The sequence below is a fragment of the Moraxella caprae DSM 19149 genome, assembly GCF_000426885.1.
GTDB classification, from domain to species: Bacteria; Pseudomonadota; Gammaproteobacteria; order Pseudomonadales; family Moraxellaceae; genus Moraxella; species Moraxella caprae.
Genome location: NZ_AUGF01000023.1, coordinates 31,273 through 45,805, shown reverse-complemented (window position 1 = coordinate 45,805; position 14,533 = coordinate 31,273). Strand labels below are relative to the sequence as shown.

Sequence of the window (14,533 nt, the reverse complement as noted above, 5' to 3'; positions counted from 1 at the left end):
AAGTTTATCCTAGCAGACAGTGGTTATCAAGGCATACAGCATTTATACAAGCAAGCCTTTACGCCACTAAAACAAACTAAGAAATATCCACTTGTACAAGAAGCCAAAGATTATAACGCATTATTGTCTAAAACACGGGTGAGAGTAGAACATATCTTTGCCAAGTTTAAGGCCTTTAAAATGTTCTCAACCACCTATCGTAAATCATTGGCAAGATTTGAACTTAGGGTAAAGCTCGTGTTTGGGTGGATTGGGTAGTTTTGCAGGATGTCTATTCTATATTTTTACTTCAAAAACACCCCATAGCCCACATTTTCACTTAAATCTTCACAATCATAACCAATCTCAGTCAATGCGTCCACAATTTGCCGTGATGAATGGGCGGCTGCCTGCAAGCCGACCAATACTCGCCCTTCTGCCGCCCCGTGATTACGGTAGTGAAACAGGGTAACATTAAAATCTTGCCCGAGTTTTTCAAGGAAATTTAATAGAGCGTTGGGGCGTTCTGGAAACATCACACGGAACAATTTTTCATCATTTAGCCGACCGTGTCCGCCAATCAAATAGCGAATGTGCGTTTTGGCGACTTCATCATCGGTCAAGTCAAAGGCGGTGTAACCCCCTTTGTCCAGATTGTCCATAATCGTGGTGCGTTCAAACTGACCGTCCTTTAAGCCAATGCCCACAAACACTTGGGCAACGCTTGGATTTGTGCTGTCTAGGCGGTAGTTAAATTCGGTGATGTTACGCCCTTGCAAGGTGCGACAAAAGTCCAAAAACGCCCCCGTTTTTTCGGGCAACTGCACCGCAAAAATCGCTTCTTTGTTTTCGCCAATCTCGGTGCGTTCGGCAATGTACCGTAGGCGGTCAAAGTTCATATTTGCCCCCGAGACAATCGCCACGCAGTTTTTACCTGCTAGGTTGTGCTGTTTGACATATTTTTTTAGCCCTGCCAGTGCCAACGCCCCAGACGGCTCAACGATGTGGCGGTTTTCTTCAAAAATGTCTTTTACACTGGCACAAATTTCATCGTTATTGCAAGTTATCACGTCATCGATGACCTTGCCTTGCCCGTTGGATTTGGTGAGACCCGCCACTTCAAAGGGGATTTGACCGATTTGGGCGACCGCCACGCCATCAGCAAACAGGCTCACTTGCGGTAAGCGAGTTCGCTCGCCATCGGCTAGGGCGACTTTTAGGCAAGCAGAGCCTTCGGATTCCACCGCAATGACCTTGATGTGCGGGGCAATCTCGCCCAAAAAGGACGCAATCCCCGCCACCAAACCACCGCCACCGACAGGCACAAACACATATTCCATCTCTCTCCAGTCTTGGGAGAGTTCAAGGGCGACCGTGCCTTGCCCTGCAATGACTGCTTTGTCATCGTAGGGGGCGATGTAGGTCATACCGTCCGTTTGCGACTTTTCAATGGCATAGCGGTTGGCTTCGTCAAAGCTGTCGCCATGCAAATGCACCGTACCACCAAAGGCTTTGACTGCTTGCACTTTGATGTCGGGCGTGGTTTTGGGCATTACAATTAAGTTATTGATTTTTAAGCGATTTGCCGAATACGCCACCCCTTGTGCGTGGTTGCCAGCCGAGGCACAGATGATGCCTTTTGCTTTTTGCTCTGCCGTGAGTTGGCTGATTTTGTTGTACGCCCCACGCAGTTTAAAGCTAAATACAGGTTGCAGGTCTTCGCGTTTCAAGCGAATGTCGTTGCCAAAACGGGCGGAGAGTTTGTCCGCTTTTTCAAGCGGGGTGCGAATGGCGACATCATAAACGGTGGCGGTAATAATGGCACGGACATAGTCGGATAGGGTGGTCATTGGGTTTCCTAATTATTTAAATCGGCTTAATTGGTGATTTCTTTTTGGTATTTGTTTATTAAACCTATATCAAGGCTTAATAATTCTAAATTGTGGGTTAATGCGGTTGCTAATACAATGGCATCGGGCAATTTAATTTTGTGGCGTTTTCTTAATTCAATGACGGTGTCTTCTATCTTTCTGTCAATTGGTAAAGTCATTAAAATATCCAATAATTTTTCCAAATTTTGACTGTCATTATCTGCCAAATCACCAAATCCCAAAACTTCCATTCGGTTAATTGGGCTAATGGCACAATAAGTTAAATCAATTTTGTTTTCTTCAATGATTTTAACCACTTCTTGATGACCATTGTACAATTCAATAATAAAGCAAGTGTCTAATAAATACTTAATCCCATTCATCACGCAATGCCTTTTGAATTGCCAATCCATCACCAATATGAGAGCGGTTAGGTAAGGTTTTGACAAAATCGGTTAATAAAATGGAATTATTTTTCTTATCTTGATTTGCCCATTGCAAAATCAATTCATTGACCGTCAAACTTTTTTGTTCGGCACGCTCAATGATATGCTGTTCAATTTGTGGTGGTAGGTCTAATGTTATCATATTAAGTTTCCAATATAATATTTCTTAAAATCTCTTCAAATCCCATATCATCGCCATAATAATGGCTTTGTTCGGCGGACCTGTACCAATATTTTTGACTTAAATAATCATTGATTTGAATTGTAAAATGATATTGATGACAGATTAACAATAAAGTTTGCCTTTGGGTTCTGCCATTGCCGTCAATAAAGGGGTGAATGGCATTTAAATTACCCAAAAACTTGGCAACAATTTTAACAATTCTTGTTGGTCTTGAATGCCAAATTTATTTACCAAAGCACTTTTGCCCACTTCGCCATAAAAATAACGCTCGGCAATTCTTTCATCGGAATTTGATGAGCCTATTAACATACAATGCTTTTAATATTTAAATGAGCAAATAACAAACTTTCAAATTCTTTATCAGAAATATTAGGGTCAATGGTATCCATAAATTTTTTATCATCGTCAGATAAAAACAATCCTTCAATGGCATTATTGGCACGAATAAATTGACGGCAAAAATCTTTATCTTCTAATTGGTTTACTTGATTTGCGATTTTCATAAAACCCCTTTAAAAACAAAAATTGGATATGACACTTCTGCCATATCCAAACATCACGATAGGCAAATTAAGCGTCAAGCTGTGCCATCACGTCATCGCTAAAATTCACATTAGTATAGACTTCTTGGACATCGTCCAAATCTTCTAGCATGTCAATCATTTTTAGCACTTTTTGAGCGTCATCAATGTTATCAATGTCCGCAGTTGTACTTGGCGACATTGTAACCTCCATATTGTCCGCTTTTAGACCTGCACCCGCTAGTGCGTCCACCACCGCCCCAAAGTCGTTGGGTTCGGTAATGACAAGCAGACTCTCGCCGTCATTTTCAATATCCGTTGCCCCTGCTTCTAGGGCAATCTCCATGACTTTATCTTCAAGAGATACGTCATTAAAAATAATCTCGCCACGCTTGCTAAACAAATACGCCACCGAACCTGATGTGCCTAGGTTGCCACCGTGCTTGCTAAACGCATGGCGAACCTCGCCCGCCGTGCGGTTTACATTGTCGGTCATGGTCTCAACGATGACCGCCACACCGCCCACGCCATAGCCTTCGTAGGTGATTTCTTGGACGTTGTCGCCCTCGCCACCGCCTTGACCACGTTCAATGGCACGCTTGATGACATCTTTGGTCATGTTGGCGGCGTTGGCTTTTTCTAGCACGGCACGCAGGCGTGGGTTGTTGGCAGGGTCTGGGTCGCCACCTTTACTGGCGGAGACGATTTCACGAATGATTTTGGTGAAGATTTTGCCCTTTGCGGCGTCTTGTTTGGCTTTACGATGTTTAATGTTCGCCCATTTACTATGACCTGCCATAGAATGCACCTTTTAAATGAAAATAATAAAATGGGTTATTATACAAGGTTTGGGCGAATTTGCCAATATTTGCTAGGGGCAATGTGTGCGATGATGCGTTTCTTGATATTCAGGCGAACTCATGTCAGGATAGCCTTGTGGTGTGCGTGGGGCTGGGATATGGCGTTGGCAATTTGGGTTGTAAGTCGGGTAGGTTTGGAGTGTTTGACGCTTACTTTCAGAAAAATCTGCCATGTTCATACAAGCGGTCAGGACAAGGGGTAGCATTAAGATGATGATTCTCATGATAAATCAAATGTAAAAAGCCTAAAACGTATCAATCATAACAAGAATTTTGTAAAAATACTATCCCAAGCCCCAACTTTATTATAAAATACACTCATCTTTCTCTCATTCTATCTTGCATGAAAGCCCCTGTTTACAAAAAAAGCCTGTCCTTAAAAGAGAAAATCCACATCGTCATCGAAGGCACAGACACGCCTTTGGGCAAGCTGTTTGATATTGGATTGCTTATTGGTATTAGTCTTAGCGTGGTGGTGGTTATGCTAGACAGCGTGCTGTATTTGCGATTGCAGTACGGCAGGGTATTTTTTTATGCCGAATGGATTTTTACCATTTTGTTTACGGTTGAATATTTGTTGCGTGTGTACTCATCGCCCAATCGCAAGCGGTATGTGTTGTCATTTTATGGTATTGTGGATTTGTTGGCACTTTTACCAAGTTATATTAGCTTGTTTTTTGTGGGTACGCAGTATCTTTTGGTGGTGCGAATTTTGCGGATTTTACGGATTTTTAGGGTGTTTAAGCTCAAATCCTATATGCACCAAGCAGGGTTTTTGGCGGCTGCCTTTCGCACCAGTCAGCACAAAATCATCGTCTTTTTCCTATCATTATTACTGCTTGTGACCATTTTTGGCTCGGTCATGTACGTGGTCGAAGGCCCTGAAAATGGCTACACCAGCATCCCCAAATCCATCTATTGGGCGGTTGTGACTTTGACAACCGTGGGTTATGGCGACATCTCACCCAAGACCCCGATAGGGCAAGCGATTGCAAGCATGGTGATGATTATGGGTTACTCCATCATTGCCGTACCGACAGGGATTTTTACCGCTGAGCTGTCACGCACCATGCGACCACAGCTACACCCCATCACCTGCCCAAAATGCGGTAAATTCGGGCATGCATCCAATGCTAAGTTTTGTGATAGATGTGGACATGATTTGCATTTGTGATTTATCTGTTTTATACTCTCTAAATCATCAAAATACAGAATGCCATGCCTTATCAAACTGATATTAACTATGACCTAAATATTCGCTTTGCTTTAAATAAATATCACATCTAACGAATTTGAAATTTGTCATAAGCTAGGCTTTGTAGCAACTGTGTTGATAAATAGCCAATATTGATGATTGTGGGTTATTTTTAAAATATTTTGCATGTCTTTTTGATAAATTTCATAATCACCATTTAAAATAACAGTATGGATAATGTTGTCATCTAAATCTTTAGGTGGTGGTGAGCAAGCCATTTTAGTTGTTGGTAGGCTACCTTGAATTTTTATGCCCGTCTTGGTGAGTACAAATTCACCCTTCATGCTGTTGCAATTATTGGGCATATAAATCCAATGATTGTCTAATTCTACACTTTTTTCAAAAATCAATATAAAATCATCTTTTTTAACAATCGGCAAATTTAGGTTGTTAAAATTTATATCACTTACCACAATCAATCGCCACTGATTGGATGTATTTTCATAAGTTAACGCTAATTTTTGCCAATCACTAGATTTTAGGGAGCTTAATAATTCATCATTGGTTGGTAATGCTGGCGGTGGTTTGTTGTTATCTTTGTTGCCATTGGTGATATTGACATCTTGTTCAATCGTGTTTTTTGAATTTTGATTGTGATTGGTGCAGGCAGAAAGTAACATTATGAATAAAAGAATAGAAATTTTTATGTTCATCGCATCGTATTTTTGTTAAGTTTGATGCTTTATTATCACACATCATATTGATGATTTTAAATGGAGAATTGGATAAAAGGGTGGATATCTTGGTTAATTTGGTGAACATCTATTCACGCCACTTGACAAACGCCCAATTATGGTTATAATATCACACCAATTTGTAACAAAATATTTCATCCATGATTTTTCTACTCTCTGCCATTTGTGTCAGTGTGTTGGTGTCTATTTTTTTAAAAGTGGCACGCCGTCAAGACATTGATATTGCCCAAGCCATTTTGGTGAATTATATCACCGCCATTATTTTATGTATTTTTTTATTAAAGCCTAGTTTAAATGTCAGTGAAATTATGGCAAACGGGACATTTATCGTCATCGCCTTGGGCGTGCTGTTGCCGAGCGTATTTATCATCATGGCAAAGGCGGTGCAACTCGTTGGCATTGCCAAATCGGACGTGGCACAGCGTTTGGCGTTATTTTTGCCGATATTGGCGTCATTTACCATTTTTGGCGAAAGTTTAACACTTGCCAAAGGTGTGGGCATTATTTTGGCGTTTTCATCACTCATTGCCCTAACTTATAAACCCAATCCAAAAACCAATTTAAAAAACAGCCTAAAAACCAATCATGCCAAAACAGATAATTCATTAAATATCAAAAACACCGCTTTAATATTAGGCGGAGTATGGGCAGGCTATGGCGTGATTGATATTTTATTTAAACAAATGGCAAAATTGGGTAATGCCTTTGCCAATACCTTACTTGTGAGCTTTATATTGGCATTTGTCTTGTTATTTATTTATCTAATAATCAATAAAACCAAATGGCAAGGTAAAAGTTTGATTGGTGGGATTTTACTTGGGGCATTAAACTTTTTTAATATTTTATTTTATATCAAAGCTCATCAAGCCTATAAAGATGACCCGACCTTGGTATTTGCTGGCATGAATATCGGCGTGATATGTTTGGGGGCGGTTGTGGGGTTATTTATTTTTAAAGAAAAAATCTCCAAAATCAATGGCATGGGGATTGTCTTGGGCGTGTGTGCAGTGTGGTGTTTGTTTTATTTAACTTGATTTGAAATAATTTTAAATAATAAAAATCATCAGGTGCGTGTTACGCACCTTTTTATGTAATATGGATAAATTTTAACCAAAAAATATGACATAAGAATGCTTTATGTTGCCGATAAATTTACCACAAACTTTTGCCCAATTTGCCAAAATCCATTATAATAGCCAACCATTTGCCCGAAGAATTTAGATTATGAGCCAACTAAACCCCCGCCAACAAGAAGCCCTAGCCCATGTTTCAGGCCCCTTGCTCGTTCTGGCAGGGGCAGGGTCAGGCAAGACGTCTGTGATTACCCAAAAAATCGCTCATCTTATCCAAAACTGCAACACGCCTGCTGAGCGTATCACGGCAATGACCTTTACCAATAAGGCGGCAAGGGAGATGAAAGAGCGTGTCAAAAAACTCTTGCCAAGCGAGAAAACTCGTGGGCTGACGGTGTCCACGTTCCACCAGTTTGGTTTGCAGTTTTTGCGTTATGAACTCATTAACACGCCCCTAAAAGGCAATTTTAGTATCATGGACGCCGATGACAGCAAACGCCTGCTTGCCGAGCTGATGGTGCGTGATAACCTATCAGGGGCGGAGCGTGCGGACATGGTGGGTAAGGCGATTAAGATGATTAGTGATTGGAAAAATGACCTAGTCGCCCCCGAAGATGCCGAGCGGACACTGACCGACCCCGAAGATGTGATTTTTGCTCATCTGTATGGGCTGTATGAGCGGAATTTGCGAGCATATAATGCGGTGGATTTTGATGATTTGATTGTCCTACCTGCTCGTATTTTAAAAGACAATGAGCGAGTGCGTGAAAAATGGCAAAACCGCATTCGCTATCTGCTCGTGGACGAGTACCAAGATACCAATACCGCTCAGTATGAGCTTATCAAGCTACTGGTAGGCATTCGGGCAAGGTTCACGGTAGTGGGCGATGATGACCAATCTATCTATGCGTGGCGTGGAGCAAAGCCTGAGAACATGGCTTTATTAAAGCAGGATTTCCCTGCTCTGCACGTTGTCAAGCTAGAACAAAACTACCGCTCTACCAATCGCATACTGGCGTCTGCCAATGCCGTGATTACCAATAATGAGCATATTTTTGAAAAATCGCTGTGGTCGGATAAAGGGCATGGCGAGCTGATTCGGGTGCTAAGCTCGCCCGATGATGGGGTGGAAGCGGAGCGTGTGGCAAAAGAGATAGTGACGCACCGCCTAAGACATAACAACTCATGGGAGCAGTATGCCGTGCTGTATCGCTCCAACTTTCAGGCTCGGGTGCTAGAAGCCGAACTGCGTTCACTACAAGTGCCGTATAAGCTCTCGGGCGGTACGTCATTTTTTGCTCGCACGGAGATTAAGGACGTCATGAGTTATTTGCGGATTATCCTAAATCCTGATGATGACGCGGCATTTTTGCGGATCATCAATACGCCCAAACGTGGCATGGGTTCGGCAACCTTAGAAAAGCTCGGACTGTTCGCCCAAGAACACAGCCTATCGCTACTGTCTGCCTGTTCTCATACAGGGCTAAAATCGGCAGTGGGGGCAAAGGCAGGGGCGACGCTTGCCAGTTTTGGAGAGTTTATTGAGCATTATACCCGTGAGCTTTATGATAATCCCGACCCCATGCCACTGGTGCGTCAGATGATTATGGAGACGGGGTATATTGACTACATCAAAGAAGACAGCAAAACACCCCAACAAGAAAAAAACCGCCTTGACAACATCGAATCCCTGTACTCGTCCATTCATGCACTCATAGACCGTGCCGAAGATGATGATGAAAAAAGCATTGAGGCGGTGATTCGTAAGCTTGTGCTACTAGACATGCTAGAACAACAGCAAGAAGAAGAAAATACCAACAAAGTTAATCTCATGACCCTGCACGCCGCTAAGGGGCTTGAATTTGATTTTGTGTATATCATTGGGGTCGAAGAAGACATCTTGCCACACCGTAACTCTATCGTCTCGGAGACGGTCGAAGAAGAACGCCGTCTCATGTATGTGGGCATCACACGAGCAAGGCATGAGCTGACCTTGATGTATGCCCAAAAACGCAGGGCGGGCAAAGAGTATCGTCAGACCACGCCGTCACGCTTTTTGGACGAGTTGCCAAGCGACCACATTGATTATCCTGCCAAACGCCAAAAATCTGCCGACCCGAATAAGGTCGCCACAGACTATTTGGCAAACATTCAGGCAATGCTTGCCGCCAAACGTAAAGGCTAATCGTTTATCGCTAATCCATTTATAAAAATCTGAGTATATTATGTATCCATTTTTACGCCTAACCCAAAACATCATCAGCAGTGCAACCGCTTATCACAAAAGCAAAAAGTCAGGCACGGTGGCAGGTCTAACTGACACGACCGAGTATCGTTTTACCGCCAATGTGAATGATATTGATAACTTTTTTGAGATGAACAATGGGCGGATTTTGACGTTGTTTGACCTAGGGCGAAATGACTTTGCCATTCGCACAGGTCTGGGCAAAAAACTCGTACAAAAGCGGTGGGGTTTGGTGGTGGCAGGCAGTACCATTCAGTATCGCAAACGTGTGCGACTCTTTGATAAAGTGCTGATGAAAACTCGGGTATGTGCCATTGATGATAAGTGGTTTTATATGGAGCAGACGATGTGGGTGGGTGGCAAATGCACTTGTCATGCACTACTTCGTACAGCAGTAACCAACTTTATGACGGGCAAACCCATACCGACCGCACAGGTGTTATCATCGCTTGGCTATGACGGGGTGAGCCTACCGCCTGATGAATGGGTGCAGGTGTGGATAGATGCGGACAAACAGCGACCGTTTCCGCATTAAATATCAGCAAACCTTTTAAAAGGCTTTATACAACATATACACCCAAGAAACCTTAAAATTACTACAAATACAATGATGTGTGGACGTAGGGGTGTGCTGAGCATGCCCTGTATAGCAATATCATCAAAGGGTGTGCGGAGCCAACCCCTACAAACCCATGGTAAATATCAAGTTGGTTGAGTGTAATACACAAAAGGGGATAGAGTATATCCCCTTTTTTATATAGGTTAAAATCGCCAAACACACTCATTTATCACTTGGCTTGCCGTTATTATCCATGTCTTCATCAAGATAATCTTCATAAAGCTCATCGCTGTAATCACCATAATCATCGCCATCATAGCTATCATCGCCATAGCCATAATCATTACTGGCACTGCCTAAGGCATAACGAGAGGAATGCTCCATAAAAGGTGGCTTCTCGCCTGTCTCCTTGAATCTGGCTCGTAGGGTGTCTTGGTAGGCAAAGAGATTGATGCTGTTGTCGGCATTGGGCGTTTGACTGGCAGATGGCAGACGAGCGAACTCATTTACGTGTTTGGCGTTTTGAAAGATTTGGGTAAAGACATCCACAAACAGCGGTTCACTGCCCGTCACGCCTGCCTTGTCCATGTATCTGGCTCCGACCGTGTCATCGGTCAGATAGTGACGCTGATGTACCCAAGCGATTTTGCCATGTGAGACACCATAATGCGTGGCAGGGGCATATTTAGAAATAGGGCGGTCTTCTTGGGGTGTGCCATCGGTGCTATGTAGCTCGCCATAGTAGCTCTCGATTTGCCGTTGCAGATACAAAAATAGCCCACGCATGAGTAGCTCGCTATTGACCACAAAGTCATCACGGCTGTTATTAGCGGTGTCCGTCTCCGCCTTTGTCTCTGTCTGGGCGGTGTCGCTATCGGCATTTATCACATGAATCACGCTCTCACCGTCAATAATCTCACGCTCATAAAAATCGGGCATCTGCTGAGTAAGTGTTGGATATTTGGCGGTCATCTCTTGGTAGAGTGTGTCGGCAAAGACATAATTGCTGTACGCTTTGGCAGACTCTTTGGCGTTATTTTTGATGATGGTGGGCGTGTTTTGGATGAGAGTTAGTTTATCGGCAGGCAGGTTATTGGCGATAAACGGCAACTGGCTAAGCTCATCTGCCCCCGCCATGACAAAGCCGTCTTGGGGCAGTGCCATAAAGCTCTCTTTTTTGGCGTTTAGGTAGGCTTTGATTAAATCACGGGTAAAGCTCTCGGGCAGACTGCCGTCATTGATGGGGATGTACAGCCATTTGCCTTGCCAGCTGTCGCCCAGTTTGGCGTCAAGCAGTTCGCTGTTTAGTAGAGCAAAGTTATCCGCCCACAGATAAATACCCCCTGCTTTTAGGTCGATGTATAGGGGCTGATTGATGGACATGTGCAGGTTTTTGGCGGTGTAGTCTAGCATGGGCAAGGCGGTAAATTTGCCTTGTAGGGGTTGATAACTGCCGACCACACGCACACTAGATGGGGCGATGAGATACTCGTGCAGTAGCTCGGCTTTTTTGGCGTCTAGGGACGAGGCAGGACGGGCGGATGGCTCATTGGTCTGACCATCTAGGTGAGTGCTGATGGCGTGGATGAATGCCTGTTCTTGCTCATCGGGGGTCAGCTGTCCGCTTTGTTCATAAAAATTTTCAAAGTCAAAAGACTGATAGGCGGACGCTTGTTCTTGCTTATCACGGCATGCCAAAAAGTCGTCTTTGATTTTGGTACGATGGGCTTGGTATTTGTCATCGCTGATGGGCAGGTTGTCCGTCTTAGCAGTTTGAAGTAGGCGGACATAAGCATGGTCATGCACCGCTTCGCAGTCGTCAGCTGGCGTGCTGTCGGTGACGTCTTTTAGGGCGTGACGGCGGATGTCGTTAGAGACATAGGCATTCGTCTCATAGCTAAATGATGAGCGAAGTTGTGATTTGACTGCTTTGGCTAGGACTGCTTTGGCGTGCTGGTCGTGGCTTGTGGTGGCGGACTGTGGAGCTTGCGTGGTGGCACAGGCGGTCATCAGACAGCTGACAACAGCCAAACTTAGTGTGCGATAAGGTGGTGTTTTCATGGTTTTCCTTAATGAGTATATTAATCGGGATAAGTCCCAATCTTGGCTGATGATAAGGTATTGATTTGTAAAGTTAAAATGACAAAGATAAATTTTCAGTATGGCAATACCATTTTTTGGCAATTTTACCGATTTTACCGATTTATCCATTTTACCAATCAAGTTAATTTAATACAATTTAATCAAATCAAGCCAAGAATGGGGCAAGCCTTGTAAATGGTTATCTTGCTTCTTCTGCCGCCGTTGCCGTTTCGGCTGCTGCACAGGCTGTATCGCATTCGTGGTCATCTGATGGGCTAAGCTCATAATCATAACCATAGCGTGCCATGAGTGCTTCATATTGCTGTTCGTTTTCTTTTTTGGCTTGCTTGATGAGTGCCATGCCGTCCACGGCGGTCGTTTTAGCAAAGGCGTCTTTAAATTGGCGTGCCAAAGCGTGTTTGTCAAACAGCCCCTTGTCATAGCGGACTTGGTTTAGGCTTTGGGTGGTCATGCCACTGATGTGCTCGTCCAGACTGCTGAGGGTTTGGGTGGCGATGATGTTGCCTTGGCGGTCAAGATAGACATAGCTGGTCGTGTTCAAGGCAAAAGGCAGTATGCCTTCAACCACCCCGAACAGCCCGCCCACGTCATCTGTGCGATAACTGCTGTTTAGCATGGTAAAGTTATCAATGATGGATTTGATGGTGTTTGGCGTGCTGATGGGGTTGCCGTCAGCGTCGGTGTGGTCGCTGACTTTGTCGGCATAATGCTCGGGGTGCTTGTCCACATAAGCATGCAAATCACGCCCGACGTGCTTGGCGATGATGGCGTAGGCTTTGCCCATTTCTTTGGTACCAAACTCAACCTTGATGGCACGACTTGCCCCGACTTCTTTGGCAAAGGCGTCTTGACTGATGTCCATGGGCGTAAACTTCTCGCCATTTAGTCCGTCCATGCCTGCGATGATGCCGTCAGAGATTGCCGTATAAATCACGTCAGTAGGTATCTGTTTTTGTAATTCATCAGGCAGGACAAAGGACATCAGACCGTCTGGCACGTCTTTGGGTAGGGGAGCGTGCCTGGGGCTGATGAGTGCGACCAGTGGCAAGACGGCTGAGACATCGGCGGTCAGCTCGCCTTTGGCGTGGTCGGCACGCACAGGCAGTTGCATGGAATAAGTGGCGGTGGGACTGTCATAGTCAATCGACCACAAATGTTGACTGCGTTTGGCACTCGGTTCATGGTGGGAGAGACCTTGGATACTTAGGTGCTGATACTGATATAGGTTTTGGGCGGTGACCTGTTCGGGGGTTCGGTTCATTTTAAATATTCCCCCAAGCAAGGACGACAGCCCATAATCACGGCTTTTTACGTCTGTCTTGCCCTGCTCACGCTCTTGTTCTTTCATCTCACGATAGGCACGAAGTGAGCCGAACACGCCTGAGTAGGGGTCATGGCTTTCATAATAGTCATCATCCATGGCAGACTCTACCCATGGCTCATGGCACGATATATACTCTTCATGAATTGCATTAAACTCATCGGCATGCTTGATGTGGTCTTTGCCTGACTGAACCAAAGCCTGATTTTGAGCGGTGGCATGAGTGGCACACTCTTTGGTACTTGCTTGTTGTTGCAACTCTTGCTGGGTTGTTTGGTTGGAGATGTAATGATAAGGATGAAGTAACTGTGTTCCGCCAGTAACAGCATGAGTACAAGCATTCACAGAAGTTGCTAATGAATATAACTCATTGCCATGATTTGTAATATCATCAGCTGTCGTGATGTGCTTGGCGGTATTTATGGCACTCTGTTTAAAGGTGGTGGCACAGGCTTGTAGTTGGTGGATGTCTTGTTTTTGGTAGCCTTGGGCGGTGGCAAGCAAGGCATTGGCGTTGGTTTGAAAAGAGCGATCAAAGTCATTGATGTGCTTTTTAAAAGCTTGTTGGTCAAAACGTCCATTGTCTTTGACAAAATCACCCATGTTTATGTAGGCAGACGTAAATGTATGGTTTTCTAGCTCAACTGATAGCATTTTAATCTCATCTGACACCGCTTGATACTCTTCGCTCATGCCGACCGCACGGGTCACGGTGTCGGGGGTGAGTCCATTTTGTTCATCATCATAGCGTAGATAAGGCAAGTCGCCAAGCTCGCTATCCTCCCCCAAATAGTCGCTGATGGTCATATAAGGCTCGCTTGTGTCATCGTCAGTCTTGTGAGCCTTGTCCTTATAATCCATGACCTTGATAAAGGTGGTAAAGGCACTGTCCGAGTCTTTGTCAATCTCGCTGACTGCTAGGGGCTGGACGGCATAATGATAAGTGGACACCGCATAACGCTCGGCATTCATGTGCCGGCGTAGTGCTGTGACTAGGTCGTGCTGTGCCAGTTTGGATGGTGACAGGCTTTTGTCGATGTGCGTGATGTTATGGGCGGGCGTGGGTGTGGTGCTGTGTGTGCTGGGGGTAGACTGGCAGGCACAGAGCAGCACACCTGCCATGGCTAGGCTTAGTGCTTTGGGGGATGGCTTAGGCATTTGGGGTATTTTGGGCATGATGTGTCCTTGGGTGGGTTATTGGTGCTTTTAATCTGGATAATAGGGCGTGCTGAACATTGATAACATTTTATTGGAATTTTGATAAAATTTGATGGTTTGGTCTATTTTTGCATGAAAAATGGCTACCCGACCACTTAATCTTATAAGATTAAAGATGGTCTTGGATTTTACGGATTAAGTGGTCGGGCGTTTTTCATCGTCAAAAACTTGTCTGATAGAACGACTATCAGTCTGCGTTTTTT

Annotated in this window: 16 protein-coding genes; 5 read left to right on the top strand and 11 right to left on the bottom strand. The window is 44.4% G+C overall.

All coding sequences use genetic code 11. The features are described 5' to 3' along the window. Positions 1 to 258: transposase family protein (locus K941_RS0107680; RefSeq protein WP_029103163.1), on the top strand; the 258-nt coding region annotated here is incomplete at its 5' end. A gap of 26 nt (positions 259 to 284) precedes the next feature. Here the strand turns inward: K941_RS0107680 and ilvA are convergent. The 8 genes from ilvA to K941_RS17095 form a co-directional block, all read right to left on the bottom strand. Further along, positions 285 to 1,829, bottom strand: a complete 1,545-nt coding sequence (gene ilvA / locus K941_RS0107675) for a threonine ammonia-lyase, biosynthetic (RefSeq protein ID WP_029103162.1) — start codon at positions 1,827 to 1,829, stop codon at positions 285 to 287. A 26-nt stretch (positions 1,830 to 1,855) separates the two neighbouring features. Then, entirely contained in the window at positions 1,856 to 2,233 is a 378-nt protein-coding gene (locus K941_RS0107670) for a PIN domain-containing protein (protein ID WP_029103161.1), read from the bottom strand. Then, positions 2,220 to 2,438 (bottom strand): hypothetical protein, encoded by a 219-nt coding sequence (locus K941_RS0107665; RefSeq protein WP_029103160.1) that lies wholly within the window; start codon positions 2,436 to 2,438, stop codon positions 2,220 to 2,222. The genes K941_RS0107670 and K941_RS0107665 overlap by 14 nt, the downstream gene beginning before the upstream one ends. Position 2,439: 1 nt before the next feature. Beyond that, entirely contained in the window at positions 2,440 to 2,655 is a 216-nt protein-coding gene (locus tag K941_RS18105) for a Fic family protein (RefSeq protein WP_036387839.1), read from the bottom strand. Beyond that, positions 2,643 to 2,789 carry a hypothetical protein gene (locus K941_RS17100; RefSeq protein ID WP_156892311.1) on the bottom strand — a complete coding sequence of 49 codons (147 nt, stop codon included), beginning with the start codon at positions 2,787 to 2,789 and terminating at the stop codon, positions 2,643 to 2,645. Before K941_RS17100 ends, K941_RS18105 begins: the two co-directional genes overlap by 13 nt. Further along, positions 2,783 to 2,983, bottom strand: a complete 201-nt coding sequence (locus K941_RS0107655) for a hypothetical protein (RefSeq protein WP_029103159.1) — start codon at positions 2,981 to 2,983, stop codon at positions 2,783 to 2,785. Before K941_RS0107655 ends, K941_RS17100 begins: the two co-directional genes overlap by 7 nt. Positions 2,984 to 3,050: 67 nt before the next feature. Continuing rightward, on the bottom strand, positions 3,051 to 3,800 hold the full coding sequence (locus K941_RS0107650) for a YebC/PmpR family DNA-binding transcriptional regulator (RefSeq protein ID WP_029103158.1): 750 nt from the start codon (positions 3,798 to 3,800) through the stop codon (positions 3,051 to 3,053). A 72-nt stretch (positions 3,801 to 3,872) separates the two neighbouring features. Beyond that, positions 3,873 to 4,085 carry a hypothetical protein gene (locus K941_RS17095; RefSeq protein WP_147287575.1) on the bottom strand — a complete coding sequence of 71 codons (213 nt, stop codon included), beginning with the start codon at positions 4,083 to 4,085 and terminating at the stop codon, positions 3,873 to 3,875. A gap of 119 nt (positions 4,086 to 4,204) precedes the next feature. On the opposite strand from K941_RS17095, the gene K941_RS0107645 reads away from it, so the two are divergent. Continuing rightward, positions 4,205 to 5,035 carry an ion transporter gene (locus K941_RS0107645; protein ID WP_029103157.1) on the top strand — a complete coding sequence of 277 codons (831 nt, stop codon included), beginning with the start codon at positions 4,205 to 4,207 and terminating at the stop codon, positions 5,033 to 5,035. A 128-nt stretch (positions 5,036 to 5,163) separates the two neighbouring features. On the opposite strand, the gene K941_RS0107640 is transcribed toward K941_RS0107645, so the two are convergent. After that, positions 5,164 to 5,769 carry an META domain-containing protein gene (locus tag K941_RS0107640; protein WP_084137707.1) on the bottom strand — a complete coding sequence of 202 codons (606 nt, stop codon included), beginning with the start codon at positions 5,767 to 5,769 and terminating at the stop codon, positions 5,164 to 5,166. 182 nt (positions 5,770 to 5,951) lie between these two features. Here K941_RS0107640 and K941_RS0107635 point away from each other — a divergent pair, with 182 nt between their 5' ends. The 3 genes from K941_RS0107635 (at position 5,952) to K941_RS0107625 (ending at position 9,664) form a co-directional block, all read left to right on the top strand. Further along, positions 5,952 to 6,845: a membrane protein gene (locus K941_RS0107635; protein ID WP_029103155.1), complete on the top strand. Its 894-nt coding sequence runs from the start codon at positions 5,952 to 5,954 to the stop codon at positions 6,843 to 6,845. Positions 6,846 to 7,035: 190 nt separating this feature from the next. After that, a complete protein-coding gene (locus K941_RS0107630; protein WP_029103154.1) occupies positions 7,036 to 9,069 on the top strand; it encodes a UvrD-helicase domain-containing protein in 2,034 nt (677 codons plus the stop codon). A gap of 40 nt (positions 9,070 to 9,109) precedes the next feature. Further along, positions 9,110 to 9,664: an acyl-CoA thioesterase gene (locus tag K941_RS0107625; RefSeq protein WP_029103153.1), complete on the top strand. Its 555-nt coding sequence runs from the start codon at positions 9,110 to 9,112 to the stop codon at positions 9,662 to 9,664. A 246-nt stretch (positions 9,665 to 9,910) separates the two neighbouring features. Here the strand turns inward: K941_RS0107625 and K941_RS0107620 are convergent, their stop codons facing one another. Beyond that, entirely contained in the window at positions 9,911 to 11,749 is a 1,839-nt protein-coding gene (locus K941_RS0107620; RefSeq protein ID WP_029103152.1) for a hypothetical protein, read from the bottom strand. 220 nt (positions 11,750 to 11,969) lie between these two features. Further along, positions 11,970 to 14,288, bottom strand: a complete 2,319-nt coding sequence (locus K941_RS0107615; RefSeq protein ID WP_029103151.1) for a hypothetical protein — start codon at positions 14,286 to 14,288, stop codon at positions 11,970 to 11,972. Positions 14,289 to 14,533 lie beyond the last annotated feature (245 nt).

Bases quoted from the DNA above. Each gene is read 5' to 3' on its own strand.
- K941_RS17095 (WP_147287575.1), bottom strand. From the start codon at position 4,085: ATGAGAATCATCATCTTAATGCTACCCCTTGTCCTGACCGCTTGTATG.
- K941_RS0107650 (WP_029103158.1), bottom strand. From the start codon at position 3,800: ATGGCAGGTCATAGTAAATGGGCGAACATTAAACATCGTAAAGCCAAA.
- K941_RS0107625 (WP_029103153.1), top strand. From the start codon at position 9,110: ATGTATCCATTTTTACGCCTAACCCAAAACATCATCAGCAGTGCAACC.
- ilvA (WP_029103162.1), bottom strand. From the start codon at position 1,829: ATGACCACCCTATCCGACTATGTCCGTGCCATTATTACCGCCACCGTT.
- K941_RS0107645 (WP_029103157.1), top strand. From the start codon at position 4,205: ATGAAAGCCCCTGTTTACAAAAAAAGCCTGTCCTTAAAAGAGAAAATC.
- K941_RS0107620 (WP_029103152.1), bottom strand. From the start codon at position 11,749: ATGAAAACACCACCTTATCGCACACTAAGTTTGGCTGTTGTCAGCTGT.
- K941_RS0107665 (WP_029103160.1), bottom strand. From the start codon at position 2,438: ATGATAACATTAGACCTACCACCACAAATTGAACAGCATATCATTGAG.
- K941_RS0107670 (WP_029103161.1), bottom strand. From the start codon at position 2,233: ATGAATGGGATTAAGTATTTATTAGACACTTGCTTTATTATTGAATTG.
- K941_RS0107655 (WP_029103159.1), bottom strand. From the start codon at position 2,983: ATGAAAATCGCAAATCAAGTAAACCAATTAGAAGATAAAGATTTTTGC.
- K941_RS0107630 (WP_029103154.1), top strand. From the start codon at position 7,036: ATGAGCCAACTAAACCCCCGCCAACAAGAAGCCCTAGCCCATGTTTCA.
- K941_RS0107615 (WP_029103151.1), bottom strand. From the start codon at position 14,288: ATGCCCAAAATACCCCAAATGCCTAAGCCATCCCCCAAAGCACTAAGC.
- K941_RS17100 (WP_156892311.1), bottom strand. From the start codon at position 2,789: ATGTTAATAGGCTCATCAAATTCCGATGAAAGAATTGCCGAGCGTTAT.
- K941_RS0107640 (WP_084137707.1), bottom strand. From the start codon at position 5,769: ATGAACATAAAAATTTCTATTCTTTTATTCATAATGTTACTTTCTGCC.
- K941_RS0107635 (WP_029103155.1), top strand. From the start codon at position 5,952: ATGATTTTTCTACTCTCTGCCATTTGTGTCAGTGTGTTGGTGTCTATT.